A 26,302-nucleotide genomic window follows, 5' to 3' on the forward strand; every position below is an offset into this window, starting at 1 on the left:
GCACATTTTATGCACTTTCTTTACTTATTTATGTCATTTGCTTAATTAAATTTAATCAATTAAATTTAATTAGTTAATCATTAATTTCACTATACAGACTACTTTTTCAACTGAATTCAACTCATGCAAACATGATTATTTATCATTTGTCAGCCGTGAGTGCATAAAATCTAATATCCCCCCTACTTTTTAATTGAACAGGAGCTCTTGATGGATTCACAAATATGGGTTTTAGGTGTGTTGATTAGTAGTATTTTGTTAATAGTTATCAGTATTGTAAAATTGAAGCTTCATCCTTTTTTAGCCCTGCTATTATCGAGTTTTTATGTGGGCATATTAATGGGCATGAAACCATTAACAATGATAAGTGCAATTGAAGATGGTATCGGTGGAACACTTGGTTTTTTGGCTGCCGTAATTGGTTTAGGTACGATTCTAGGCAAAATGATGGAAGTATCCGGTGCAGCAGAACGCATTGGAATAACGTTGCAAAAATGTCGTTGGTTATCTCCCGAAGTCATCATGGTATTAGTGGGTTTAATTTGTGGTATCACCCTATTTGTTGAAGTAGGCGTAGTGCTTCTTATTCCTTTAGCTTTTTCAATAGCCAAAAAAACGCAGACTTCGCTATTAATGTTAGCTATTCCATTATGTACCGCTTTAATGGCTGTGCATTGTATTGTTCCTCCTCATCCCGCCGCATTATATGTTACTAATGCTTTAGGGGCAGATATTGGTAGTGTGATTTTATATGGCTTATTAATTGGACTTATTGCCTCATTAGTGGGGGGGCCCATTTTTTTAAGAATCATTAAAAATAAGATGCCATTTAAAAAAGTTCCTGAAGAGTTTTCTGATTTAAAAGTGCGTACCGAAGACGAATTACCTTCCTTAGCTTCTACGCTGTTTACAGTATTATTACCCATAATATTAATGCTGATCAAAACCACAGCAGAGTTAAATATTGATAAGACTACGTCCTTGTATGCAACGCTGGAATTTATTGGAAACCCTATTACTGCAATGTTTATTGGTGCATTTGTCGCTTATTATGTTTTAGGTCTTAGACGCAATATAGGGATGAGTAAATTATTAAATCATACCGAAAATTGCTTTTCATCTATTGCTAATATTCTGCTAATCATCGGAGCTGGAGGCGCATTTAACAGTATTTTAAAAACCAGTGGATTAAGTGATAGTTTAGCCAATATATTATCGCAATTAGATATGCATCCGATCTTATTAGCTTGGCTCGTCGCCATTATTTTGCATGCTGCGGTCGGTTCTGCAACGGTTGCTATGATGGGAGCCACAGCGATCGTATCACCTATGCTTAGCATGTATCCTAATGTCAGTCCCGAAATTATCACATTAGCAATTGGCTCAGGTGCAATTGGTTGTACAATTGTGACCGATTCACTATTTTGGCTGGTTAAACAATATTGTGGCGCAACAATGACCGAAATCTTCAAATATTATACCAGTGCTACTTTTATCGCTTCTGTCGTTGCATTACTTTGCACATTTTTATTATCAGGTATGATTTAATCATTCAACATAAGGAGTCAAAATGAATCAAATCGAAATTGAATGTCTTATTAAAGATAATCCTTTAGTTGATAAACTGATTAAACTTGAACCCTGTTACTGGTTTAATCCTAATATTACAACATTAGAAATAGGATTAAATTATGTGGGACTTGATCAACAAGATATTGCCGAGGCAAGCAATCGCTTAAAACGATTTGCCCCTTATTTAGCCATTGCTTTTCCAGAAACTTTAGCAACAAAAGGCATTATTGAATCTGATGTAGTTGAAATAGATCATATGAAAACAGCCTTAGAAGTACGTTACAATCAAAATATTGCTGGTAAGTTACTGTTGAAAAAAGATAGCCACTTACCTATTTCCGGCTCAATAAAAGCACGCGGAGGTATCTACGAGGTTTTAACGCATGCAGAAAAATTAGCCATTGAGCAAGGTTTATTATCTTATGAAGATAACTACAGCAAACTGTTTTCTGATGAATTTAAACAGTTTTTCAACCAATATAGTATTGCGGTAGGATCAACGGGTAATCTTGGCTTATCGATTGGTATCATGAGCGCCAAATTGGGCTTTAATGTTAGTGTTCATATGTCAGCTGATGCAAGAGAATGGAAAAAACAGAAGTTACGTTCTCATGGTGTGAATGTGATCGAATATGAAGATGACTACAGCGTCGCTGTCGAGCAAGGTCGCAAAGCCGCTGAGTCAGATCCTAGCTGTTTTTTTATCGATGATGAAAATTCTAAAACCCTTTTTTTGGGTTATTCCGTTGCTGGCGAACGTCTAAAACAACAATTTGACCATATGGGCATTGTCGTTAACCGTGAAAATCCCTTATTTGTTTATTTACCTTGTGGTGTAGGCGGCGGACCTGGCGGTGTAGCTTTTGGTTTAAAAATGGCGTTTGGTGATCATGTCCATTGTATCTTTGCTGAACCCACCCACTCGCCTTGCATGTTTTTAGGTGTTTATACCGGCTTACACGATAAGATTTCAGTGCAAGATATCGGTATTGATAATCTAACCGCGGCAGATGGTCTGGCGGTTGGACGCGCATCAGGCTTTGTCGGTCGTGCAATGGAACGTTTGTTAGACGGTTATTATACGTTGTCAGACCAAGAGATGTATGATTTATTATCTTTACTCAATCAAACCGAAAATATTCAATTAGAACCTTCGGCTCTTGCTGGTATGAAAGGCGCTATCATAGTAAATCACGATTTACAGTATCAGCAACGTCTACAATTAACACCGCAACAACTACAACATGCTACTCATCTGGTTTGGGCAACAGGTGGCGGAATGGTACCAGCAGAGGAGATGCAAAAATATCTTAATGCCGGCGCCAACTAACTAACCATGGCAGATAAATATCAAATGATGATATTTATCTGCCATGAAACGCATGCTTATTATTCTTTAACACATCAACATTATTTTATTCACAGTAAAATAAAACGAGAGCCTAGCGACTTAATCTAAGCGATGATAACAGATAACAGCGTTTAATAAACGCATATAAGCTGACATTGTGGCACGATATTCTGGATTTGGTGATAGATCGGGATGATAAAATAAAATCCAAATCACTTAGATATTCCTTATCATGTGAGCGAATAAAGATATAAAAAGAGAATATAAGGATAAGTCGACGATATTTAAAAAGTATGATTAACTTTTTAGGAACGTATTGCTTTCAAATTAAATGAATTATTTTTGTAATATTTGCTTATTTTTTAAAACGCTGTCAAAGTCAGCTACAAATATTTATCACAGGAGCTGTTATCGTCAAAACTGTTGTAGCAAGAACGAGTTTATGGATTGAATTGGTGCCAGTGGTCGGACTCGAACCGACACGCTTTTAAGGGCGGCGGATTTTGAATCCGCTGCGTCTACCAATTTCGCCACACTGGCATTAGAAGTGTAAATAAGTAAACGTTGGCAATTATACTAAGCTTTGCAATAACTGCAACTGATATTATGATAATGTGCTTTGAATGCCTAAAAAATCTACTACCAACGACGCTTCCACGCCGGCAATTTTTTCAAAATAGTATAAGCAGTTTGTTTTGCTATCGAATAGTCAATATTATGGTTATTGGCATACCGTAAAGTCACTTCATGCCATTTTTGGTCAAAGGTTTTCATGGTACCATCCTGATTGGCACAATATTTACAATAATTTTTAGATAGATCATGCAAAGGATAATCAGCAATTGAAGTCATTGGCATGCCACATGCAATACACATTTTCATTTTTAAAATCTCGATTAAATTAACTATTGTGATTAAATCTTACCTAACCTAATGCCTAAAAATCCTACTCTGACTAAGTCAAGATTACAAGATATTGTATGATAAAGCGCATAAAATTATTCTATTAAATCAAGCTCAACTTGTGATGAGCGTTGTTTAGACGGAGATTTTTGCTGAAGCATGGCTAAATAACGACGCTTATAAGCACGTTGTAGACACAAACGTAATACTTCCTTTTTTTGTTTATCAGTATAGCTTAACCAGCTGAAACGTTCTTCTCTTGACCGATAACAGCCTTTACAATACCCTTGTTTATCGGTTTCGCAAACACGCTTACATGGACTGGGTATATCAAAAAATTCAATCTGATCCAATACGTTATATTTCCTGTAAACAAATAATAATGCTAGTTAATGCCCTTTTAAACCAAAGCTTTCACACAGAATTTTAAAGCAGTCATCACAATCATGTGTTGATGCATTGAGTAATGTTTGGGTTGGTGCATGAATCAGTTTGTTGGTTAGCCGACGTGAAAATTCAGCAAGCACATCTTCAATATTCTCACCTTGCCGAAATGCATTTAAAGCTTTTTCTTTTTGTTCACGTTGTATACTTTCAGCATTTTGACGATACTGTTTTACATAATCAATCACAGAACGCGTTTTTAACCAATCTAAAAAATGTTCGGCTTGCTCTCGAATAATGTGTTGTGCTTCTTGAGCAGCTACCATACGTTGTTGTAGATTGTTCTCAACTGTTTTTTGCAAATCATCGACCGAATAAAGATGTACATGGTCAAGTTTACTGATCTCTTCTTCTACATCTCGAGGAACCGCTAAATCAATAAACAGCATTTGACGGTTATTTCTTGCCAATAAACTTCGCTCTACCATTCCTTTACCAATAATAGGTAGCGGACTCGCTGTTGAACTTATGACAATATCTACATCTTTAAGACGATTTGCAATATCAGGTAAAGAGATAATTTCGGCATCGATAAGTGCGGTTAGTTTAAGGGCTTTTTCTCGAGTTCGATTAGCTACAATGACATGATTGAATCGATGTGGTTTTAAATAACGAGCAATAAGTTCAATTGTGTCACCCGCCCCAACTAACATCACATTTAAATTTTGCGTTGTTTTAAATAGATTTCGGGCTATAAGACAGGCGGCATAAGCAACGGAAGCCGTATTTGAGCCTATTTTCGTTTCTGTTCGTACTATTTTCGCTACACGAAATACCGTTTGAAATAGCTTTTCTAATTTAAGTGACAAGCTATTATTTTGCTGGGCATAACAATAAGCTTGTTTAACTTGACCTAATATTTGGGGTTCTCCAAGCACCATTGAATCAATACCACATGCAACAGACATTAAGTGTTCAACTGCCTGCTGTCCTTGTTTCCAATAAAGCATGTCGTGATAATGTTGAATGTCAATATGATGAAACTGCCCTAGCCAGCTTTCTACAGATTGTTTTAAGTTTAAATAGTCAATTTGGTGCTCAAAGCTAAGATAAATTTCTGTGCGATTACAGGTTGATAAGATCACACATCCTTCAACTAAAGGGTGTTGATATAAGCTGTATAATGCTTTATCAATAATTTCATTGGGAAAAGCGAGTTTTTCTCTCAGCGACACGGGTGCCGTTTTATGATTGACACCTAATATAGTGATTGACATTGCAATTTTCTTATATAATTGTTTGTAAGATATGACGATTTATAGCACCTTTATAACAGGTTATTATACATGAAAATTTGAAAACGTTAATTTCTCATTACCTTTTTTATTCTTTTAATAATCAGTTATAATGTTTTACCTATTATTGATTAACATTGAAGAGGCAATTATGTTTAAATTTAAATACGCTTTGATCTTACTGCCTTTGTTACTTACAGCCTGTCAAGTTACCAAACATAAAGACACAGCAACCATTGAAGAACAATGGCAACTTCACCAACAAGATCTTAAGCAAATAAATGCTTTTCAAGTTAATGGAAGTATTGCTCATTTTAGTGAAAACTCTCGAAGTTATGGACGTTTTTTTATTGTTCAAAAATCGATAGATCGTTATGAAATCAAACTTACTACACCTGTTGGAACCAACATTTTAACACTAATTGCAGAACCGGATTATGCAGAAGTGATCGACAAAAATGGCAAGCATTATACTGATTATAATGTTGAAAGTTTGATGAATAAAATCGCCAGGATCGATGTGCCTTTAAATTCATTACATAATTGGCTTAAGGGATTTTCTAACGACAGTATCAACGATAAAATCGATAATTCGGGGCGTTTAGCATCAACCGAATTTTTGCAACAAGACAAAAAGTGGCTATTAAAAATATCGAATTACATGACGAAAACTTTTAATAATAAATCGGTAGATTTACCCGCAATGATCGAACTTAATCATGATAATGAACGAGTACGTTTAAAAATTGATAATTGGATTTTACGGTAATAAGGATTTTTCATGTATCAATGGCTTTCACCCGCTAAATTAAATTTATTTTTATATATTACTGGGCGTCGTCCTGATAATTATCATAATTTACAAACACTATTTCAATTTATCGATATGAGTGACAGATTATCTTTCAATCTTCGTGAAGATGATAAGATTAATTTAGTCACTCAATTTAGTGATATCCCTTCAGATAAAAATTTAATTACTCTCGCAGCCCAACGACTAAAATCTTATACTGGTCGACATGAGTTAGGGATTGATATTGCGATTGATAAAATAATTCCTATGGGTGGTGGGCTGGGTGGCGCATCATCGAATGCCGCAACGACGTTAGTTGCACTTAATCAATTATGGAATCTTAATTTATCACGCCAAACATTGATCGAGATTGGTCGTAATATCGGTGCCGATGTACCAATTTTTATCTATGGTCATACAGCATTAGCACAAGGAATTGGCGATCAGTTGCAATCGGTTGAATTTCCGGAATATTGGTATTTGGTCACCTACCCTAATATTGCAATCTCAACAGTCAAGGTGTTTAACGATCCAGATCTTAAGCGAGATACACCTGTTCGAAGCGTTAATGAATTGCTATCCTTAGATCAATTTAGTAACGATTGTGAAGTGGTGGTGCGCAAGCGTTATCCAAAAGTAAACGCAATCATTACTCATCTTTCGCAATTTGCTCCAACACGATTAACTGGCACGGGCGCTTGTGTTTTTACGCAATGTCAATCAAAGGCAGAAGCCGAAAAGCTACAAGATACGTTGATAGACTTTGATGTAAAAAGTTTTGTGACTAAATCGTTAAACAATTCTCCGCTTTATAGCAATTAAATCAAAATTTTCATTCACGGTTATTAACCCTTAACGAAATGGTTAAGGGATTTAATATTATTGTTCTGAATCATTTAATCCACAGAATCACTAGGAATCACATACAAGCGTCGATTATAATATTCAACACAGTACAAACCTTGATAAGTTTTATACCCCTGTCGAGATAATCTCGATTTTAACCATGCTTCACTTTTACCCAAATCCTCTAAAACATCATTTCTTGGTTTTTCATTTTCTAAGACGATAGCTGAAATATCTTTATCTCCTTTTTTAACGACCGTTAATTGTCCATTAGGCTCCAAAATCGCTTTTTCAACAGAATTGATATTAAAGACATTTTTCATCCGTAATAGTACGGCAAAGCTTGATATATCCAGATTTACTGATGTGAAAGCATCCAACTTTATTTTGCCTTTATCCATTAATACGATCGGATTACCAACAATAAAGGCTTTGGCATTTTGGCTATTTTTTTTCAGATAATTCGAGGTGTACATTATTGCCGTCCACATGAGTAATACAATTAAAAAATCATAAACGGTTAATTTAGGGTTATAAATAATACCGCCTGCAATACCCCCCAAAATCATGTTACCAATAAAATCGATACTCGACATTTGAGACAACGATGTTTTTCCGGTAATTTTTAAAAACAAAATAATGCAAATAAAGACAACCAATAATTTTAAGGCAATGACTAAAAAATCATAGTAATTCATTTTAGTATTACTCCAATAATTTATTGAACGATATGCATAAAATAGTAATCTTTAAAAGGACTGGAATCGTATTAAATATTTAAAGTTAGAAAAGAGAGTATTAATTATTTAACGTTAGAAATGAATCATAAAGTATAGTTAAGGCATTGTAACACAAACTTTTCAGATAAAACTGCGCTTTTTACCATTACATTATCAATTTAACAGTTTAATGTTTTATTGCGATGATAACGCAACGCAGGGAATAAAGTTTTCACCATATAGGTTTAAATCGATGACAATATTCCGCTCATTGTTTTATAACAATTAAGGATGAAATACATTATCACGAATATAACTTTAGTAATCAATAATATTAACGCATGATTTAAACAATCTTATTTTGACTAGCAATTTAAATAATCACATTTTTTTTATCTATTTGATTGATGATTTAATAAAAACGATTTGGTCTATGTAAAGCTTGCCAGAAAAAAGCAAATTCATCTTTTCATTCAGATAATGTTTTATAAATCGAGCAGGTATAACTTTACTAACTATTACCGTTTATGAGACAATCTGTGTTGTATTATCCTATTTTTAACCAAGTAATAGCATTATTTATAATTTTTTACGATTATCAATTGAAGTTATTTTCTAACTTAATATAGGAAAAATAAAAATGAGACAAAATCAAACTGATCTGGCTGCTCTATTTTTACGTATTGCTTTAGGTGTGATGTTTTTGGTTCATGGTTTCACTAAGTTACTCGTCTTTACACCATCTGGTACAGCACAATATTTTGAATCACTTGGATTTCCCGATTTTGTTGGTTATATCGCCATTGTCTTTGAAATTGGTGGCGGTGCATTACTGTTAGTTGGTATATTAACTCGTGTCATTGCTATTTTAGCCATTATTGAATTACTCATTATCACCGTTATCCATTTTAATAATGGATGGACATTCAGCAATACCGGTGGTGGTTGGGAATACCCTGCTTTTATGGTCATTACCGCTTTTAGTCTTGCACTATTGGGCAATGGTCGTTATAGCGTTTTAGGTCAAAAATATTCTGAACTTATTGAATAGTAGTTTGAATAAATCGTTTTTATTGATGCAATAATTGATAAGGAAGATATCATAAACATAAACGATATCTTCCTGAAATATACTCAATAAAATAAACTTATTTCGTTGGCAGTATTAAATAATAGAGAGTTTTTCCAGCGCCTTTGACATTCAATCAAATCATTCCGTTTTTTCAAAATTTAATCTATCTTTTTTTGTATGAACTCATGACAATTGATAACTTTTGCAAATCCTGCCAATGCTGACATAAAGCTATAATGGACTTTTTTAGCAGGGATGATTTCATCATTAAATTCAAGATCACGGGTTGTACATGCATCATGAATTAATATCGGTTGATAACCAAGTTCATTGGCACATCGTGTAGTTGAATCCACACACATATGGCTCATCATGCCACAAATGACCAGTTGTTTGACTGAGTGTTGTTGTAATTTTTGGTGTAAATCAGTCTGATAAAAACTATTGGGATAAGATTTTTGTATAATCAATTCATTCTCTTCACTAATTGGTAATAATTTAGGGTGAAGTTCAGCACCAACACTATCTTTAACAAAAAAATCAGCATTACTACCTTGTTTAAAATGCTGAATATAAAAGATAGGTAATTTTTTTATTCTAAAATCATGTTGTAGGTGCAACGTGTTGGTTAATGCACTTTCCGTATTGATTAAAGGAAATTTTCCTTCAGGAAAATAATCATTTTGTACATCGATGATGATCAACGCTTGTTTCATTTTTTACTCCTTAGTACATATAGATGACGAATTATGCGATAATCCTCTTATCATTAACATAGCAAGATGAAAGCATTCATTACTGGCAACTTTCAAAGTGAAAAAATGGACAAAAAAGATCGTGCAATACTAGATGAATTGACTAAAGATAGCCGTCAATCATGGAAAGAAATTGGTGAAAAAGTTTTTTTGACTGGTCAGGCCGTAGGTCAACGAGTTTTAGCAATGCAAACTTGTGGCATTATTGAAAGATTTACTATTGATAAAAAAACCGATTACTTACAGTTTATTACCATTTATATGAATTCTAACCAATTCAATTCATTTGAAAATACCGTTAAATCTTACAAACAAATTATCGAATTTTACAAAATCACCGGCGATGGGTGCTACTTTATAAAAAGTTGCTTTGATAAATTTGAACTAACTCTTTTTTTGGAAAAGATAGAACATTATTGTCGTTATAAAGTTAGTCATCAATTGAAAAAATTATCACCCCATAATCACGCTGAAAAATATACTCTATAAATTTCGAAAAATTAGGATGATATCCCATTGTGATAGAAACAATTTATACGTTGTTGAAACAGAATTTAAATTTACAAAAATTTAATAAAAAAACAAAAAAACAGTTGCGAGCAGACTTTTTATGTTATATTTTGTTCAGAAATTAGATTAATAAATCAACTTAATGGTTTTTATTTTATGAATTGTTTTTGCGCTTTTATTACTAAACATCATCATCACCATCATTCCTGAATAGTCTTCGGGCGATTGGTGCTGGAAGACATTTGGTCTTCCGGTGATATCGCGAAAGCAAATAGAAAACCCTCGGAAGATCAAACTTCCGAGGGTTTTTTGTTTGTGGTTTATAAATTTTTTGGACAAGTTGGAGAATAATATGTTGGATAATTCGCGTTTACGCATTGCGATGCAAAAATCTGGTCGTTTAAGTGATGAATCAAAAAAATTGCTGGCACAGTGTGGCATTAAAATTAATCTTCAAGAACAACGCTTAATCGCATTTGCTGAGAATATGCCAATCGATATTTTACGTGTTCGTGACGACGATATTCCCGGTCTGGTTATCGACGGTGTGGTCGATATTGGTATCGTGGGTGAAAATGTTTTAGAAGAAGAAGTACTTGATAGACAAGCGGAAGGGCAAAATCCTCAGTACAAAAAATTACGTCGTTTAGATTTTGGTGGTTGTCGGTTATCCATTGCTGCCCCGCGCGATTTCGATTATACCGGCCCTGAATGTTTAAATAATCTGCGTATTGCCACCACTTATCCTCACCTACTTCGTCGTTACCTTGCTGAATACAATGTGACATTTAAAACTTGTTTATTAAACGGATCGGTAGAAGTTGCCCCTCGAGCAGGATTAGCTGATGTTATTTGTGATTTAGTTTCAAGTGGCGCCACCCTTGAGGCGAATGGTTTACAAGAAATCGAAATTATCTATCAATCCAAAGCATGTTTAATTCAACGACAAGGCGAAATGCCACCAATTAAGCAAGCGCTGATTGATAAAGTCATGACACGTATTCAAGGGGTAATCCAAGCTCGCGAATCCAAATATATTATGTTACATGCCCCAACTCAGGTATTAGATCAAGTGGTTGCCTTGTTACCGGGTGCTGAAAATCCAACAATATTACCGCTTACAGGCGAACAAAATCGAGTCGCGTTACATATGGTTAGTAGTGAATCGCTATTTTGGGAAACCATGGAAAAGCTTAAAGCATTAGGTGCAAGCTCAATTCTTGTATTACCAATAGAAAAGATGATGGAGTAAAGTATGAAACTCTCTTATTGGCAACAATGTTCAGAACAAGAACAAACCGCTTTATTGACGCGTCCAGCTATGACTGCATCAGACTCAATTAGTCAATCTGTTGCAGATATTTTAGATCAAGTTAAGCAATATGGTGACGAAGCGTTAAAAGCCTTAAGTAACAAGTTTGATAAAGTTCAAATTAATCAGATTAAATTAAGCAACAGTGAAATTAAAATGGCAATCGATCGGGTTAATCCTGATTTAAAACAAGCTATGCAATTAGCTGTTGGCAATATTAAAAAATTTCATCAAGCGCAGGTTAAACAGACAGTAACTGTTGAAACAATGCCCGGCATTACATGTCAACTTGTAACCCGACCAATCAATTCAGTTGGACTCTATATTCCAGGGGGATCTGCGCCGTTGTTATCTACCGTATTGATGCTTGCCATACCCGCTAATATTGCAGGTTGTCGCAAAGTGATACTGTGTTCACCCCCACCAATAGCGGATGAGATCTTATATGCCGCTGAGCTGTGTGGCGTTACCGAAATTTATCAACTAGGTGGTGCCCAAGCTATTGCTGCCATGGCATTTGGTACAGTGTCTGTGCCTAAAGTAGACAAAATTTTTGGCCCTGGTAATGCTTATGTAACAGAAGCAAAACGTCAGGTTAGCCAACGCCTTGATGGTGCTGCAATTGATATGCCTGCGGGGCCATCCGAAGTGCTCGTTATTGCAGATAGTTCAGCTAATCCTGCATTTATTGCTGCTGATTTGTTATCACAAGCTGAACACGGCCCCGATTCACAAGTTGTACTCCTTACTCCCGATGAAAAAATGGCTCAAGCAGTATCATTAGAAGTCGATAAGCAGCTTGCACAATTATCACGGCAAGCTATTGCCGAGAAAGCGTTACAAGAAAGTCGACTTATTGTCACTCAAGATTTAGAACAATGCGTTGCAATCAGTAACCGTTATGGGCCAGAACATTTAATCATTCAAACCCAAAATGCCGATGAACTTGTCGAGCAGATAACCAGTGCTGGCTCTATTTTTCTTGGTGATTGGTCGCCTGAATCAGCTGGCGATTATGCGTCGGGTACTAACCATGTATTACCGACTTATGGTTACACTGCTACCTACTCCAGTTTAGGATTAGCTGACTTTCAAAAACGGATGACAGTTCAAAAGTTAACACCTGAAGGGTTAAAAGCCATTGGTAACGCAGTAGAACTAATGGCGCAAGCAGAACAACTCACAGCACACAAACAAGCAGTTACATTGCGTTTAGCTGTATTAAATCAAACGAATCAAAGGTAGGTATAGCAAATGGATATTAATCAATTAGTGAGAAAAAATGTACAAAAATTGACACCCTACCAATCCGCCAGACGTATTGGCGGTCAAGGTGATGTTTGGCTTAATGCGAATGAATACCCTGTTGCGCCACATTTTGAGTTAACACAGCAAACATTAAATCGTTATCCGGAACCGCAACCACAGCAAGTGATTAGGGGCTATGCACAATATGCCAGTGTACAACCTGATCAATTACTTGTCAGTCGAGGAGCAGATGAAGCGATTGAACTTTTGATGCGAGCATTTTGCGAGCCTGAACAAGATAGTATTTTATATTGTCCGCCGACATATGGTATGTACCAAGTTAGTGCTGAAACATTGGGTATAAAAACTAAGATCGTTCCGACAACAAAAGATTGGCAACTCGATCTTAACGGTATTGAACAAAATCTTGAGAATGTTAAGTTAATATATGTCTGTTCACCGAATAATCCCACTGGTAATTTAATCAACGCTGAAGATATTAAGTCCCTGCTTAATATGGCCCAAGACCGTGCTTTAGTTGTTATTGATGAAGCTTATATTGAATTTTCACCACAATCATCGGTAGTCAGCTGGCTAACTAATTATCCACACTTAGTGATTTTACGGACTTTATCTAAAGCATTTGCATTAGCAGGGTTACGCTGTGGATTTACGATTGCGAACAAACCCGTCATTGATACTCTACAAAAAGTGATTGCGCCTTATCCATTAGCCACACCTGTAGCGGATATTGCAGCACAAGCACTGAGTAAAGACGGTATCAATACGATGAAGTTAAATGTTCAATACATTAACAATCAAAAACAGAAATTTGCCGATCAACTCTCCCAATTATCCATAGTTGAAAAAGTTTACCCGAGCTGGTCTAACTATTTGTGTGTTAAATTTCAAGATGATAAAGATGTCTTTACTATCCTTTGGAATCAAGGAATTATTTTACGCGATCAAAGTAAATCAATGGGTCAAAAAAACATTATACGCATTTCCATTGGTACTCAAATTGAATGTGATGCGGTTATAACAGCACTAAAAACGATAGAATAGGAGTCATCATGTTACAAAAATATTTATTTATCGATCGGGATGGTACCTTGATTACTGAACCGCCTATTGATTTCCAAGTTGATCGTTTTGAAAAACTTGCTTTTGAGCCTAATGTCATACCGGCGTTACTCAAACTACAAGCCGCAGGCTTTAAATTGGTCATGGTGACCAATCAAGATGGACTAGGAACCAGTCGCTACCCACAAGCTGATTTTGACGGTCCACATAATCTAATGATGCAAATCTTTCAATCACAAGGCGTGAACTTTGAAGAAGTACTTATCTGTCCGCATTTTCCTGAAGATAATTGCCAATGCCGAAAACCCAAAATTCAATTAGTGCTACCTTATTTGTCTAGCGGTAAATTAGACAAAACCAATAGTCATGTTATAGGTGACAGGGTCACAGACATGCAACTCGCTGAAAATATGGGAATTAATGGACTCCATTATCACCCAACACATTTAAATTGGAGCGAGATTGCGCAACGATTAACCACAGCCGATCGTTATGCAAAAGTTGCACGACACACCAAAGAAACCAATATACTGGTTGAAGTTTGGTTAGACCGACAAGGTGGAAACCAAATCAATACTGGCATTGGTTTTTTTGATCACATGCTAGACCAAATTGCGACCCATGGAGGAATTAAGCTTAATATCCAAGTTAAAGGTGATTTGCACGTTGATGATCATCATACTATTGAAGATACAGGACTTGCTCTAGGCGAAGCATTGAAAATCGCCCTTGGCGATAAACGAGGTATTGCTCGCTATGCGTCGGTAATTCCTATGGATGAATGTTTAGCGAAATGTTCAATGGATATATCTGGTCGTCCTTATTTGAAATTCAATGCGCAATTTTCTCATCAAAAGGTGGGCGATATGAGTACGCAAATGGTTGAACACTTTTTTTACTCCATAAGTTATGCCATGGGTATTACCCTACATATCGAAACCGAAGGCGATAACGATCATCATAAAGTGGAAAGTCTATTTAAAGCTTTTGCCCGAACGTTAAAACAAGCAATCAAAATCGAAAGTGACAGATTACCCAGTTCAAAAGGAGTGTTGTAATGAACATTGTGATTTTAGATACGGGTTGCGCTAATCTTTCTTCGGTTAAATATGCGATCGAAAGATTAGGATACCAACCTATTATCAGTCTGGAACCTGATATCGTGCTTAACTCTGATAAGCTTTTCTTACCGGGTGTTGGTTCAGCTTCAGCTGCAATGCAGAAATTAAAAGAACGCAACTTAGTCGAGCTTATTAAAGTGTGTACCCAACCTGTTTTAGGCATTTGCCTTGGCATGCAATTATTGGCTCAGTACAGTAATGAAGGTCATGTTGACACATTGGGAATAATAAACGAAAAAGTGATTAAAATCCCCGATTGTGGACTACCACTACCTCATATGGGGTGGAATAAAGTCTACCCAAAAGCCGGACATCATCTATTTCGAGATATTCCAGATGGTGCTTATTTTTACTTTGTTCATGGATACGCGATGCCATTATGCTCAGCAACTATTGCAGAAACCAATTACGGCGAAAACTTTACCGCTGCCGTGCAAAAAGACAACTTTTACGGTGTTCAATTTCATCCCGAGCGTTCTGGCTTAGCCGGTGCAAAATTACTCAAAAACTTTCTGGAGATGTAGTCATGAGTGCCTATCCTACTATCATACCTGCACTGGATCTAATTGATGGCGCCGTTGTTCGATTACATCAAGGCGATTATGATCTCAAACGTGATTATGGCAATAACCCACTACTGAGATTACAAGACTATCAAAACCAAGGAGCCAAGCTATTACATCTTGTTGATTTAACCGGCGCAAAAGATCCCAATGCACGCCAAATATCCTTGATTCAAACCTTAATTGCGGGTGTACAAGTTCCTGTTCAAGTTGGTGGTGGTATCCGTACAGAAGAGGATATCAAAGCCCTACTTGCCGCAGGCGCCACTCGAGTAGTCATCGGTTCAACAGCCATTAAACAACCTCAACTCGTTAAGCAATGGTTTAACACTTATGGTGCAGATGCATTAGTGTTAGCGCTCGATGTACGAATTGATGAGCAAGGTAACAAATATGTCGCTATTCATGGTTGGCAAGAGAATTCGAACCAAACACTTGAGCAGGTAATTGACGATTATCTACCTTATGGTTTGAAACATGTGCTTTGTACCGATATATCTAAAGATGGGACACTTAGTGGTTCCAATGTCAAACTTTATCAAGAAATAAGTCAACAATTTCCAAAAATCGCGTTTCAAGCATCGGGGGGAATCGGACAATTAACAGACGTACAAGCACTACAAGAAAGTGGTGTTGCCGGTGTGATTGTCGGTCGAGCATTGCTTGAAGGTAAATTTACAGTTCAGGAGGCAATTTCATGCTGGCAAAAAGGATAATCCCTTGTTTAGATGTTCGTGACGGTCAAGTGGTCAAAGGGGTACAGTTTCGCAATCATGAGATCATCGGCGATATTGTACCTCTAGCCAAAAGATATGCTGAAGAAGGTGCTGACGAGCTGGTTTTTTATGACATAACAGCATCTTCTGACGGGCGTGTGGTCGATAAAAGTTGGGTTGCCAAAGTTGCAGAAGTGATTGATATTCCTTTTTGTGTGGCTGGCGGTATTAAAACCGTCGAAGATGCTGGGCAAATATTAACCTTTGGTGCGGATAAAATATCGATTAACTCCCCTGCTTTAGCTAACCCCGATTTAATTACAGAGTTAGCCAATTGTTATGGTGTGCAGTGTATTGTAGTTGGGATTGATACTTGGTACGACCAAGAAACTGACAACTACCATGTCTATCAATTTACGGGCGATGAAAAACGTACCGTTGCAACCAAATGGAATACCCTAGATTGGGTTAAGGAAGTGCAGAAACGAGGCGCCGGTGAAATCGTACTCAATATGATGAATCAAGATGGCGTTCGTCATGGGTATGATCTTAAACAACTTAAAGCGATACGCAAAGTTTGCCAAGTTCCATTAATTGCTTCAGGTGGTGCAGGCACAATGGCGCACTTTTTAGATGCTTTTCAAGATGCTGGTGTGGATGGTGCTTTGGCAGCGTCAGTATTTCATAAACAAATTATTAATATTGCAGAACTTAAACAGTATTTAGCTAACCACGGAGTAGAGATTCGATTATGTTAGTTTCCAATTCAGACAACCAATTAGACGCAAGTCAGCTTGATTGGCAAAAAGTGAATAACTTAATGCCTGTTATTATTCAACACTATGTTTCAGGTGATGTGTTAATGCTTGGCTACATGACGCCAGAAGCCCTTAAACAAACCCAAACTACTGGTAAAGTAACTTTCTATTCACGAACTAAAAATCGACTATGGACGAAAGGCGAAACCTCAGGACATTTTTTAAATGTAAAAAGCATTTCAACCGATTGTGATAACGATACCCTACTGATTTTAGTTGATCCAATTGGCGCTACGTGTCATACCGGTAGCAACAGTTGCTTTGCTAAGGCTAAAACGGAATGGGGGTTTTTATATCAATTAGAACAGTTGCTTGCTGCACGTAAAAATGCCGATCCTCAGTCATCGTATACCGCAAAACTTTATCATGATGGCACCAAGCGTATAGCGCAAAAAGTGGGCGAAGAAGGCGTTGAAACCGCGCTGGCTGCCACCGTACATGACCGAGAAGAACTTAAAAATGAGTCAGCGGATCTGATCTATCATTTGTTAGTTTTATTACAAGATCAAAATCTGTCCCTTCAAGATGTTATCGGTATACTAAAAGCTAGACACAAATAAAACGATACAATAAAGTGCGAAAACCTCGCACTTTACTCAATATTTATTCGGAATAATTTACCGAATGTCAGTCATCAATGACCTAACAAATTGGCAATTTCACACCATTAAACATAGCTTGTACTTCAACATTGTTATCACAAAGAATTAGTCTATCAACCGTTTGTCTATTTAAATGGGGTGAAAATTGACTGATGAAATCGTACATATAGCTACGTAAAAAGAGTGATCGAGCAAAGGCAATATAAGTCGTACTATAAGGAAATATATGGCCAGCATTAAGCACGACAAAATCGCTATCGATGTTTTCATTGACTGCCATTTTCGCCACAATGCCAACCCCTACACCCAATTTAACATAAGTTTTAATTAAATCCGCATCGGTTGTGCTAAATACAATATTGGGTAATTGTTTGGCATTAATAAATGCCTGATTTAAATCTGATCCATCATTAGAAAAATCATAGCTGACTAAAGGATATTTTGATAACTCTTCAATTGAAATCATATTACTTTTAGCCAAAGGATGATCCTTCATGACAATCACAGCTTGATTCCAATGGTAGCAAGGTAAAGCGATCATATCATCACTTAACTGCGAAAGATCGGTAATTATCGCAAAATCAGCTTGACCGGTTTGCGCTTGCAATAGACATTGTTGAGACGACCCTTGCTCCATATGCAAAATAATATGCGGATATTGTTGCATGAACTTTTGGATGACAACTGGCAAGGTGTAACGGGCTTGCGTATAGGTTGTTGTGATGGTTAAAGAACCTTGATTTGGCTGACTGAACTCTTTAGCAATGATTTTGATATCTTTTGATTTATTGAGGATTTCTTTAGCTAATGCAATGATTTTTTCGCCTACCGGTGTCACTTCTGAAAGATGTTTTCCTACACGGGTAAAAATTTGGACGCCTAATTCATCCTCTAATAATTTAATCTGTTTGCTTATACCAGGCTGCGATGTATAAAGTTTTTCGGACGTTAGCGAAACATTGAGATCGTTGTTCACCACTTCGACAATATAACGTAATTGTTGCAATTTCATGACAAAGGCTCCTTTAACTCTATACACTTCCCTCTTGATTAATACGTATTAAAAAAGAGGGAAATTATAAGGTAATTCCTTTCACACTTTAGCACAAACGACCCCACGACTTTATACTAAAACGTATACTTAACCTGAATGATATTAACAATCATTCAGGCGTTCTTACCTATTTTTTACTATTGATCCATTTGCCGTCGACGTATTGCATTACCCAACCAGTTGATTTGCCATTTACTTCTGATGTGACATATTGCTGTTTGCTTTTACGACTAAAACGCACAATTGATGGGTTACCATCAGGATCTTTACTTGGTGCTTCAGTTAAATACATAAATTTTTCGGGTAAACGATCTTTAAAACGCTGTAACTCTTCAATCAATGGTGCACGTGTTTCCCTTGATTTTGGAAAATTGTGTGCAGCCAGAAAGATTCCCGATGCACCATCACGTAGTACAAAGTGTGCATCTGACTTAGTACATTTAAGTTCAGGCAAATCGACCGGATCCTCTTTTGGTGGTGCAACATCACCATTTTTTAAGATCTTACGCGTATTTTTACAATCTGGATTGGTACATCCCATGTATAGACCAAAACGTCCTGATTTGAGATGCATTTCAGATCCACATTTTTCACATTCAATAATAGGGCCTTCATAGCTTTTGACTTTGAAGTTACCTTTTTCAACAAGCGATCCATCACAAATTGGATTATTACCACAAATATGCAGTTTTCGCTCATTATCAAGCAGATAACTATCCATTGCCGTATGACATTTAGGACAACGCTTACGAGCTCTTAACGCATCAGTTTCGGCTGTTTCTGACTCTTCTAAAATATTTAGTGTTTCATGTTCAGGGATTAAGTTAATTGTTTGCTTACAACGCTCTTTAGGCGGTAATGCATAACCTGAACAAGCAAGGAACACACCCGTTCCAGCCGTTTTAATGCCCATTTCACGTCCACAATTTGGACAGGTTATTTCTGGCGTTAAGACTAAAGGATTTAATTGCATTCCCCCTTTGTCTGGCGTTTGTTCAGCAATTTCCAGATGTTTACTAAAATCACTAAAAAACTGATCGAGTACTTCTCGCCATTCTTGTTTTTTATTGGCAATTTCATCCAGTGCATCTTCCATGCGTGCCGTGAAATCATAGCTCATAAGATCATTAAAATTCTCATTTAAGCGATCTGTAACAATTTCACCAATCTTTTCAGCATAAAAACGACGATTATCTAAACGTACATAGCCCCGATCTTGAATAGTTGAAATGATCGTTGCATAAGTTGATGGTCGTCCAATTTCACGCTTTTCAAGCTCTTTTACTAATGACGCTTCATTATAACGTGCAGGTGGTTTAGTAAAGTGTTGATTCGGATTTAAGCTAATTAAATCCAATTTGTCATTAACATTAACCGCCGGTAAAATTTTATCGTCACTATTTTTTGATAATTGAGGTTGCACTTTTGTCCAACCATCAAAGCGTAATGTACGTCCCTTCGCTTTTAAAATAAAATCTCCCGCTTTTACGGTGATTGTGGTGGAATTGTATTCGGCAGCGGTCATTTGACAAGCAACAAACTGTCGCCAAATAAGCTGATAGAGTTTGCACGCATCAGCGTCAACATCGCTAAGCTTATCCGCCAGTATTGTTACATCTGATGGACGAATGGCTTCATGCGCCTCTTGCGAATTCTTTTTACTGCTGTAAACATTGGCAGATTTTGGCAGGTATTTATCCCCAAAATTCTGACCAATATAATCACGCACCATAGTCAATGCATCTTGACTTAAATTGGTTGAATCCGTACGCATATAGGTGATGTAACCTGCTTCATAAAGACGCTGAGCTAACATCATCGTTTTTTTAACACCAAACCCTAAACGGGTACTTGCTGCTTGTTGCAAAGTGGAGGTAATAAAGGGTGCTGTCGGATTACTTTTGGTTGGTTTTTCTTCAATATTGGTAACATGGTACTGGCTTTTATTAAGTTCAGCCAATGCAATATCGATCGCTACTTTATCTTTTGGCTCAAATGCTTCATTTTTATAATGTGTCACTTGTAACGTTAATTGCGCTTTATTCTGCGTCATTAAATCAGCATACAGATCCCAATACTCTTCGGGAATAAAGGCATGAATTTCACGCTCACGTTCAACGACAAGTCTAACAGCAACCGATTGGACACGCCCCGCGGATAAACCTCGAGCCACTTTTTTCCAAAGTAATGGCGAAAGCATAAAGCCCACAACCCGATCCATAAAGCGACGAGCCTGCTGAGCATTTACCCGATCCATATCTAACATAGATGGTTTATTAAATGCATTTTTAATGGCTGTTTTCGTAATTTCGTTAAATACTACACGACGGTACTTATTGTCATCGCCACCAATCACATCTTTTAAATGCCAGGCGATAGCTTCCCCTTCTCTATCCAAGTCGGTTGCGAGGTAAATCATATCGGCATCTTTAGCTAATTTTTTAAGTTCTGATACAACACGTTCCTTACCGGGTAGAATCTCATAATGTGCTTTCCAACCATGGTAAGGATCCACGCTCATGCGACTGACTAACGCTTCTTTTTCTGAGCGTTTTACTTTCTTCTCGGCTTTATCTTTAGTCGTTTTCTCAGCGCGTTGGCTACTACCACTAACGGGTAAATCTCGAATATGCCCCACACTTGATTTTACAACATACTCTTTGCCAAGATATTTATTAATTGTTTTTGCTTTAGCTGGTGATTCCACAATAACAAGGGATTTTCCCATAATTAAACCTATTTATCCTGTAGTTTGTGTTATTTACTGTTACGCTTCACATCAAGAAGTGACAGTAAATCATCTTTTATTGTTGATACTTTTGTCGCATATTGTTCTTTTTGCTCAGCATCTTCAATAAGTTGCGTAATGGTTTGTGACAACGTACAACCACGGCGTTTAGCTAAATTCGCTAAGCGTTGCCAAACTAAAAACTCCAAATCGATGGACTTCTTCCGTGTATATTGTTGTTCTGCGTTAAAATGTCGTTTTCGTTTTGCCCGTATAGTCTGCTTCATGCGATTATCTAGATCGGGATTCAAATGCGATTTTATCCAATCAACAACGCTTGTTGGATTATGTTCTAACAGTAATAACTCATTTACGGCATGTTGAGCAGCACTTTTTTCAATATAGCGAGTTATTGGCTCGCCCTCTAGATGTTTTTTTACTAAATAGTGCCACTTCCAACCACATTCAAGGTTTTCGAGTTGTTGATATTTCATTTGTTCACCTTGTGACGCTGTAACTATAGAGATTATATGTAGCATAATCGTTTTACACAATAAAGAAAATTATTGCATTTGACAAATTTTTTATAAATCTGGTATCGTTCACCTTTTATATCGTTCTTTATTTAAGGAATCAAAAATAATGGTTAAAGCTGATGTTATTTATATTAATGGCTATATTTATACAGCAGATAAAAAAGATACAGTTTGTGAAGCGATAGCAATCAAAAATGGTTACATAATAGCAACAGGCTCCACAGATGAAATAAATAGCCATCACTATGTTGATAATGATACAGCAATTTACGATCTTCATGGTAAAACGATGATGCCGGGGATAATCGACTCACACCTTCATACTTTTTGGGGTGGCATGCAATTGACCTCATGTAATTTGAATTATCAAAGTTTAACCGTTGAGGATACTTTAGCAATTATTCAAAAACACTTGGATAAAGACAGTCAGAATAATAGCACACAATGGCTACAAGTTCGAGGTTGGTTAAGGCAAGAAGTGTTACCAATTGGTACCGATATTACCCGCTTCGATCTGGATAAACTCAATACTCAGCGACCCGTAATCCTTTTTTCTAACGATTGTCATACGTTAGTTGCTAATAGTATTGCGTTGCAAAAATTTGGTTTGGATAGAAACACACCCGAACCGACAGATGGAAAAATTGGCAGAACACAAGACGGTGAACTTAATGGCATTTTAGAAGATGCACCGGCTATGCGAGCTTTTGACAGCATATCAAAATTGACGGAAGAACAAGCCGCACATATTGCTAAATTAGCCCAAGCAGAATTAAACAAACAAGGCGTAACAGCCGTGATGGACGCTCGGATAACCGAAAGGCAAGCCGATGCCTTTTTAAAGTTGCAACAGCAAGATCAACTTACCATTCGGTTATTTGGTGCACGAGAGTTACCGCCAGATGATGTGACATCCATTGAAGCTATTCCGGCATTACTCGAAAAAGTTAAACAGTTTGCAAACCGTTATGATGATAAAAATTGGCAACCTAAGCCCGGTATTAAAATTTCACATACTAAACTGTTTGTTGACGGGGTAATGCAAGCACCATTAATGACAGCAAGACTATTGCAACCTTATCAGCTTGAAGATGAAAAAGATCGTTATGGTGATTTGTACTATTCAACTGAGATGCTAAATGCTTTAATTTTAGAGTCCTCTCGTGCCGGTTTTCATCCTCATATGCATACTGTTGGTGAAGGTGCCATTGAAGTAGTGCTTGATGCAATCGAAAAAATGCGCCAAGCATTACCAGATGCCGATATCCGCCCAAGCACAGCGCACAATGAACTTAGTGCTGCGCATCAATATGCAAGGTATAAGCAATTAAATGCTTGTGTAGTGTTTTCATTCCAATGGGCAGGCTGTAGTGCGGCTATGGTTGAACAATATCAAACACTATTTGGCGAAAAGCGCTATTACGGTTTAGAAGCCCACGGGCAATATATCGATGCAGGCGTCAACTGCGCCTTTGGTAGCGATTGGCCAATTGATCCATTAAATGAATGGTATGATTTTCAAATAGCCATGACCCGACAAATTGATGCACAGCACCCACGTTTAAACAGTGACCGTAATTTAACCGCGACCGAAGTTTTACGCTGCGCAACCATTGGCGCTGCTTATGTGCTAAAACAAGATGAGTATATTGGCTCAATTGAAAAAGGTAAATTTGCTGATTTGATCATTCTAGATCGCAATCCATTTACCATTCCAGCAACCGATATGCAAAATGTGAAAGTGTTAACGACTATTGTCGGTGGTAAAACAGTTTATCAACAAGACTCGTAAAAACTATAGCTTTAGATAGTTTGAAAAATAGAGCCAACCTAACCGTTGGCTTTATTTTTGTTTAGTCATTACGTCTTTATCGTTTATATGAATAATAGGTACGTTAGCAAATAAGCAAGCTGTTCCCCACCTAGAACGGATAATTAGTTTCTTGTTAGTTTTAATAATTTAATTACTATATACATTAGCAATCAGTACTGAAAGTAAGAATAATGGTAAATGCTTTGGTTGCACATCTGTAACAAGGAAAATCAAAATTACTTTTGATTTAAATTTTCTTACATTTTAAAACATTCATCCAAAATATCACTGTTATTAGAAAAGCTTTGAACAATAATTTTCCTATAAATATTTTTTTCACTACTTCATATCAAATTCACAATAATCTCTTTTTTCTCCAATTTAAAATACAATAGATTTTATGAACAAATTACCTTGGCTTTTTCAATTTTTTATCCTTCTATGCTTATCCATAATACAACGCTGAACATAAATATAGGTCACGTCTACGAGTTTAAATAATCAATTTTTATTAAGATTTGTTTAGAAATAATTCATATTGAATGATCTAATTCAAAATTTGCATAATTTAATGTCAATATAATAAAAATTAACTTGCATAATTATAATAATATGGGAGAATTCCCTGCCGCTTTTAGCGGGTAAAAAGGCAAAACTATACTTAGTAGTTTTTTATTGTTTTTTGGGACAGAGGAGCAAAGTTAGTCATGTCCGCAATAAAAATGAAACGAGTTTTAACCACACCTGCATTGATTGCATTTGGTTTAGCTTATATGGTTCCTTTGGGGATCTTTACCACTTATGGGGAAGTCACTGTTACAAGTAATGGACACTTACCTATAGCCTATATTATCACTCTAGCAATGATCTTTTTCACAGCATTGAGCTATTGCCGCATGGCCAATAAGCTACCAATTGCTGGTTCAGCCTATTCGTATGTTCAACGTACTTTTGGTGGAAAAGTCGGTTTTTTGGTTGGTTGGGCTCAAATTTTAGATTACCTTTTTTTACCAATTTTAAATTATTTGGTTTTAGGTATTTATTTAAACGAAGCGTTTCCAGCGATTCCTGCACCCGTATTTGTTTTAGGATCTTTAATTGGCGTAAGTTTACTCAATTATTTGGGAATCAAATTAATTAACTCGGTTAATTTCACTTTGATCATCATTCAAATGATTTTTATCGGTTTATTTATCTTTTTGACATTTACAAACGTTAATTTAACGCCTGATGCTATGATGAAACCATTACTAGTTAATGCTGGCGATTTTAGCGGATTACTTTCTGGTGCAGCAATATTATGTCTGGCTTTTTTAGGGTTTGATGCTATTGCGACATTAGCAGAAGAATCGAATGATGCCCAAAAATCGTTACCAAGAGCAATTATCTGGACTGTCCTTATTGCTGGATGTATCTTCTTAATCGTTTCTTATTGTGCTCATTTAGCCTATCCAAATTGGACTGATTTTGCAGAGAATAAAGATACCGCAAGTTTAGATGTTGTTCGTCGTGTGGGCGATATTAGCCGGTTAGGTGGAGAGTTTATGTATAACTTCTTCCAAGCGGCTTATTTAACTGGTGTATTTGCCTCTGCAATGACTGCACAAACCAGTGTTTCACGAATTTTCTATGCAATGGGTCGTGAAGGTGTATTACCAAAGCAGATCTTTTATCGTATTCACCCTCGTTTTAGAACACCTTATTTATCTATAATATTTGTGGCATGTTTTTCATTATTATCGTTGGTGTTAAGTTTAACATTGGTTGTTTCAATGATTAGCTTTGGGGCGTTAGTCGCATTTACTTTTGTCAATTTATGTGTAATTAAAAGCTATTTAGGTGAAGGTCAAACCAAAACATTCGCGTTAATCATCAAATATGGTCTTTTACCGGCAATTGGTGTTTTACTTTCTTTATGGTTGTGGACTAGTTTAGATGCGACAGCCATGGTAGTTGGTTTAATTTGGCTCGCTATTGGATTTTTCTATCTGATATATTTAACTAAGGGTTTTACAAAATTATTGCCATCTATTGATCCACACGAATTAAATTCAATCATCAAAGATTAGCTTAATTTTTTCAAATAGTTCTACTTAAAAGTATTCAGTTCTCGCCCTTTTAAAACCATTCCGTCGACCTAAGTCGACGGAATAGATATGTTTATAACATTCTGTTTTGATAAAGATTTATCAATTATTCACCAAAACCAGTAGCAAATAATTCGCGGATTTCATCCATTGCAGCTTGCTCGTCTTCTCCATCACAGATGATTTCAACAGTTGAACCACCTTTTACACCTGCTCCAAGCAATCCCATCATACTTTTTAGTTTAATTGCTTTGTCGTTATAAACAAGCTCAATTGATGATTTATAGCGACCGGCTAATTTAACTAATGCCGTTACTGGGCGCGCATGAAGACCGGTTGAATTTTTTACTACCATTTGCTCTTTTAACATACTAAGTCCTTCTTTCTATCTTAAGTTAATACAATACCTAGTATTTATATC

The 26,302-nt window shown here is 36.5% G+C and carries 25 protein-coding genes, 1 tRNA gene and 1 other annotated feature; of the genes, 16 read left to right on the plus strand and 10 right to left on the minus strand.

Going from position 1 to position 26,302, the window contains the following annotated elements; genetic code table 11:
- Nucleotides 1–210 precede the first annotated feature (210 nt).
- Together dsdX and dsdA are read left to right on the plus strand one after the other, a co-directional pair.
- Nucleotides 211–1,548, plus strand: a complete 1,338-nt coding sequence (dsdX, locus tag ACGH6R_RS00875) for a D-serine transporter DsdX (RefSeq protein WP_411598640.1) — start codon at nucleotides 211–213, stop codon at nucleotides 1,546–1,548.
- 22 nt (nucleotides 1,549–1,570) lie between these two features.
- On the plus strand, nucleotides 1,571–2,902 hold the full coding sequence (gene dsdA / locus ACGH6R_RS00880; RefSeq protein WP_411598641.1) for a D-serine ammonia-lyase: 1,332 nt from the start codon (nucleotides 1,571–1,573) through the stop codon (nucleotides 2,900–2,902).
- 474 nt (nucleotides 2,903–3,376) lie between these two features.
- Here dsdA and ACGH6R_RS00885 read toward each other — a convergent pair.
- From ACGH6R_RS00885 to hemA, 4 genes are all read right to left on the minus strand, one after another.
- Nucleotides 3,377–3,463, minus strand: a tRNA-Leu gene (locus tag ACGH6R_RS00885).
- A 99-nt stretch (nucleotides 3,464–3,562) separates the two neighbouring features.
- The gene (locus tag ACGH6R_RS00890; RefSeq protein ID WP_267350809.1) at nucleotides 3,563–3,805 is read right to left on the minus strand and encodes a zinc ribbon domain-containing protein; all 243 of its coding nucleotides are present in this window, start codon (nucleotides 3,803–3,805) and stop codon (nucleotides 3,563–3,565) included.
- A gap of 116 nt (nucleotides 3,806–3,921) precedes the next feature.
- Nucleotides 3,922–4,179: a DUF1289 domain-containing protein gene (locus ACGH6R_RS00895; RefSeq protein WP_411598642.1), complete on the minus strand. Its 258-nt coding sequence runs from the start codon at nucleotides 4,177–4,179 to the stop codon at nucleotides 3,922–3,924.
- Between the two features lie 36 nt (nucleotides 4,180–4,215).
- Entirely contained in the window at nucleotides 4,216–5,487 is a 1,272-nt protein-coding gene (gene hemA / locus ACGH6R_RS00900; protein WP_411598643.1) for a glutamyl-tRNA reductase, read from the minus strand.
- 169 nt (nucleotides 5,488–5,656) lie between these two features.
- Between hemA and lolB the strand changes: the two genes are divergently transcribed.
- A complete protein-coding gene (lolB, locus tag ACGH6R_RS00905; protein WP_411598644.1) occupies nucleotides 5,657–6,274 on the plus strand; it encodes a lipoprotein insertase outer membrane protein LolB in 618 nt (205 codons plus the stop codon).
- A 12-nt stretch (nucleotides 6,275–6,286) separates the two neighbouring features.
- Nucleotides 6,287–7,120 (plus strand): 4-(cytidine 5'-diphospho)-2-C-methyl-D-erythritol kinase, encoded by an 834-nt coding sequence (ispE, locus tag ACGH6R_RS00910; RefSeq protein ID WP_411596606.1) that lies wholly within the window; start codon nucleotides 6,287–6,289, stop codon nucleotides 7,118–7,120.
- A 74-nt stretch (nucleotides 7,121–7,194) separates the two neighbouring features.
- Here the strand turns inward: ispE and ACGH6R_RS00915 are convergent, their stop codons facing one another.
- Nucleotides 7,195–7,842: a DUF421 domain-containing protein gene (locus tag ACGH6R_RS00915; RefSeq protein ID WP_220215102.1), complete on the minus strand. Its 648-nt coding sequence runs from the start codon at nucleotides 7,840–7,842 to the stop codon at nucleotides 7,195–7,197.
- 661 nt (nucleotides 7,843–8,503) lie between these two features.
- Here ACGH6R_RS00915 and ACGH6R_RS00920 point away from each other — a divergent pair.
- Nucleotides 8,504–8,914, plus strand: a complete 411-nt coding sequence (locus tag ACGH6R_RS00920; RefSeq protein WP_220215103.1) for a DoxX family protein — start codon at nucleotides 8,504–8,506, stop codon at nucleotides 8,912–8,914.
- Nucleotides 8,915–9,093: 179 nt separating this feature from the next.
- Here the strand turns inward: ACGH6R_RS00920 and ACGH6R_RS00925 are convergent, their stop codons facing one another.
- Nucleotides 9,094–9,651: a cysteine hydrolase family protein gene (locus ACGH6R_RS00925; protein ID WP_411598645.1), complete on the minus strand. Its 558-nt coding sequence runs from the start codon at nucleotides 9,649–9,651 to the stop codon at nucleotides 9,094–9,096.
- A gap of 105 nt (nucleotides 9,652–9,756) precedes the next feature.
- Here ACGH6R_RS00925 and ACGH6R_RS00930 point away from each other — a divergent pair, with 105 nt between their 5' ends.
- The 9 genes from ACGH6R_RS00930 (at nucleotide 9,757) to hisIE (ending at nucleotide 17,621) form a co-directional block, all read left to right on the plus strand.
- On the plus strand, nucleotides 9,757–10,179 hold the full coding sequence (locus ACGH6R_RS00930; RefSeq protein WP_411598646.1) for an Lrp/AsnC family transcriptional regulator: 423 nt from the start codon (nucleotides 9,757–9,759) through the stop codon (nucleotides 10,177–10,179).
- 209 nt (nucleotides 10,180–10,388) lie between these two features.
- Nucleotides 10,389–10,514 (plus strand) — a sequence feature (His leader region).
- A 38-nt stretch (nucleotides 10,515–10,552) separates the two neighbouring features.
- On the plus strand, nucleotides 10,553–11,452 hold the full coding sequence (gene hisG / locus ACGH6R_RS00935; RefSeq protein ID WP_220215105.1) for an ATP phosphoribosyltransferase: 900 nt from the start codon (nucleotides 10,553–10,555) through the stop codon (nucleotides 11,450–11,452).
- Nucleotides 11,453–11,455: 3 nt separating this feature from the next.
- Nucleotides 11,456–12,757 (plus strand): histidinol dehydrogenase, encoded by a 1,302-nt coding sequence (gene hisD / locus ACGH6R_RS00940; protein WP_411598647.1) that lies wholly within the window; start codon nucleotides 11,456–11,458, stop codon nucleotides 12,755–12,757.
- 9 nt (nucleotides 12,758–12,766) lie between these two features.
- Nucleotides 12,767–13,825 (plus strand): histidinol-phosphate transaminase, encoded by a 1,059-nt coding sequence (gene hisC, locus ACGH6R_RS00945; protein ID WP_411598648.1) that lies wholly within the window; start codon nucleotides 12,767–12,769, stop codon nucleotides 13,823–13,825.
- Between the two features lie 8 nt (nucleotides 13,826–13,833).
- Entirely contained in the window at nucleotides 13,834–14,901 is a 1,068-nt protein-coding gene (gene hisB, locus ACGH6R_RS00950; RefSeq protein ID WP_411598649.1) for a bifunctional histidinol-phosphatase/imidazoleglycerol-phosphate dehydratase HisB, read from the plus strand.
- A complete protein-coding gene (hisH, locus tag ACGH6R_RS00955; protein WP_294829155.1) occupies nucleotides 14,901–15,488 on the plus strand; it encodes an imidazole glycerol phosphate synthase subunit HisH in 588 nt (195 codons plus the stop codon). Before hisB ends, hisH begins: the two co-directional genes overlap by 1 nt.
- Nucleotides 15,489–15,490: 2 nt before the next feature.
- On the plus strand, nucleotides 15,491–16,243 hold the full coding sequence (gene hisA, locus ACGH6R_RS00960; RefSeq protein ID WP_411598650.1) for a 1-(5-phosphoribosyl)-5-[(5-phosphoribosylamino)methylideneamino]imidazole-4-carboxamide isomerase: 753 nt from the start codon (nucleotides 15,491–15,493) through the stop codon (nucleotides 16,241–16,243).
- A complete protein-coding gene (gene hisF, locus ACGH6R_RS00965; protein ID WP_267350796.1) occupies nucleotides 16,225–17,001 on the plus strand; it encodes an imidazole glycerol phosphate synthase subunit HisF in 777 nt (258 codons plus the stop codon). The genes hisA and hisF overlap by 19 nt, the downstream gene beginning before the upstream one ends.
- On the plus strand, nucleotides 16,995–17,621 hold the full coding sequence (hisIE, locus tag ACGH6R_RS00970; RefSeq protein WP_267350795.1) for a bifunctional phosphoribosyl-AMP cyclohydrolase/phosphoribosyl-ATP diphosphatase HisIE: 627 nt from the start codon (nucleotides 16,995–16,997) through the stop codon (nucleotides 17,619–17,621). Before hisF ends, hisIE begins: the two co-directional genes overlap by 7 nt.
- An 82-nt stretch (nucleotides 17,622–17,703) precedes the next feature.
- Here the strand turns inward: hisIE and cysB are convergent, their stop codons facing one another.
- From cysB to matP, 3 genes are all read right to left on the minus strand, one after another.
- Nucleotides 17,704–18,675 (minus strand): HTH-type transcriptional regulator CysB, encoded by a 972-nt coding sequence (gene cysB, locus ACGH6R_RS00975; protein ID WP_065558285.1) that lies wholly within the window; start codon nucleotides 18,673–18,675, stop codon nucleotides 17,704–17,706.
- A 169-nt stretch (nucleotides 18,676–18,844) separates the two neighbouring features.
- Entirely contained in the window at nucleotides 18,845–21,445 is a 2,601-nt protein-coding gene (gene topA, locus ACGH6R_RS00980) for a type I DNA topoisomerase (protein WP_267359913.1), read from the minus strand.
- A gap of 29 nt (nucleotides 21,446–21,474) precedes the next feature.
- Complete coding sequence (matP, locus tag ACGH6R_RS00985) at nucleotides 21,475–21,939, minus strand: macrodomain Ter protein MatP (RefSeq protein ID WP_220215114.1); 465 nt, start codon at nucleotides 21,937–21,939, stop codon at nucleotides 21,475–21,477.
- 148 nt (nucleotides 21,940–22,087) lie between these two features.
- Between matP and ACGH6R_RS00990 the strand changes: the two genes are divergently transcribed.
- Nucleotides 22,088–23,773, plus strand: coding sequence for an amidohydrolase (locus ACGH6R_RS00990; RefSeq protein ID WP_411598651.1), 1,686 nt, complete (start codon nucleotides 22,088–22,090; stop codon nucleotides 23,771–23,773).
- 728 nt (nucleotides 23,774–24,501) lie between these two features.
- Entirely contained in the window at nucleotides 24,502–25,863 is a 1,362-nt protein-coding gene (locus tag ACGH6R_RS00995) for an APC family permease (RefSeq protein WP_411598652.1), read from the plus strand.
- A gap of 124 nt (nucleotides 25,864–25,987) precedes the next feature.
- On the opposite strand, the gene ACGH6R_RS01000 is transcribed toward ACGH6R_RS00995, so the two are convergent.
- Complete coding sequence (locus ACGH6R_RS01000) at nucleotides 25,988–26,251, minus strand: HPr family phosphocarrier protein (protein WP_065558280.1); 264 nt, start codon at nucleotides 26,249–26,251, stop codon at nucleotides 25,988–25,990.
- Between the last annotated feature and the right edge of the window lie 51 nt (nucleotides 26,252–26,302).

The sequence above is a fragment of the Gilliamella sp. CG13 genome (assembly GCF_046635805.1).
Lineage (GTDB): Bacteria > Pseudomonadota > Gammaproteobacteria > Enterobacterales > Orbaceae > Gilliamella > Gilliamella apicola_I.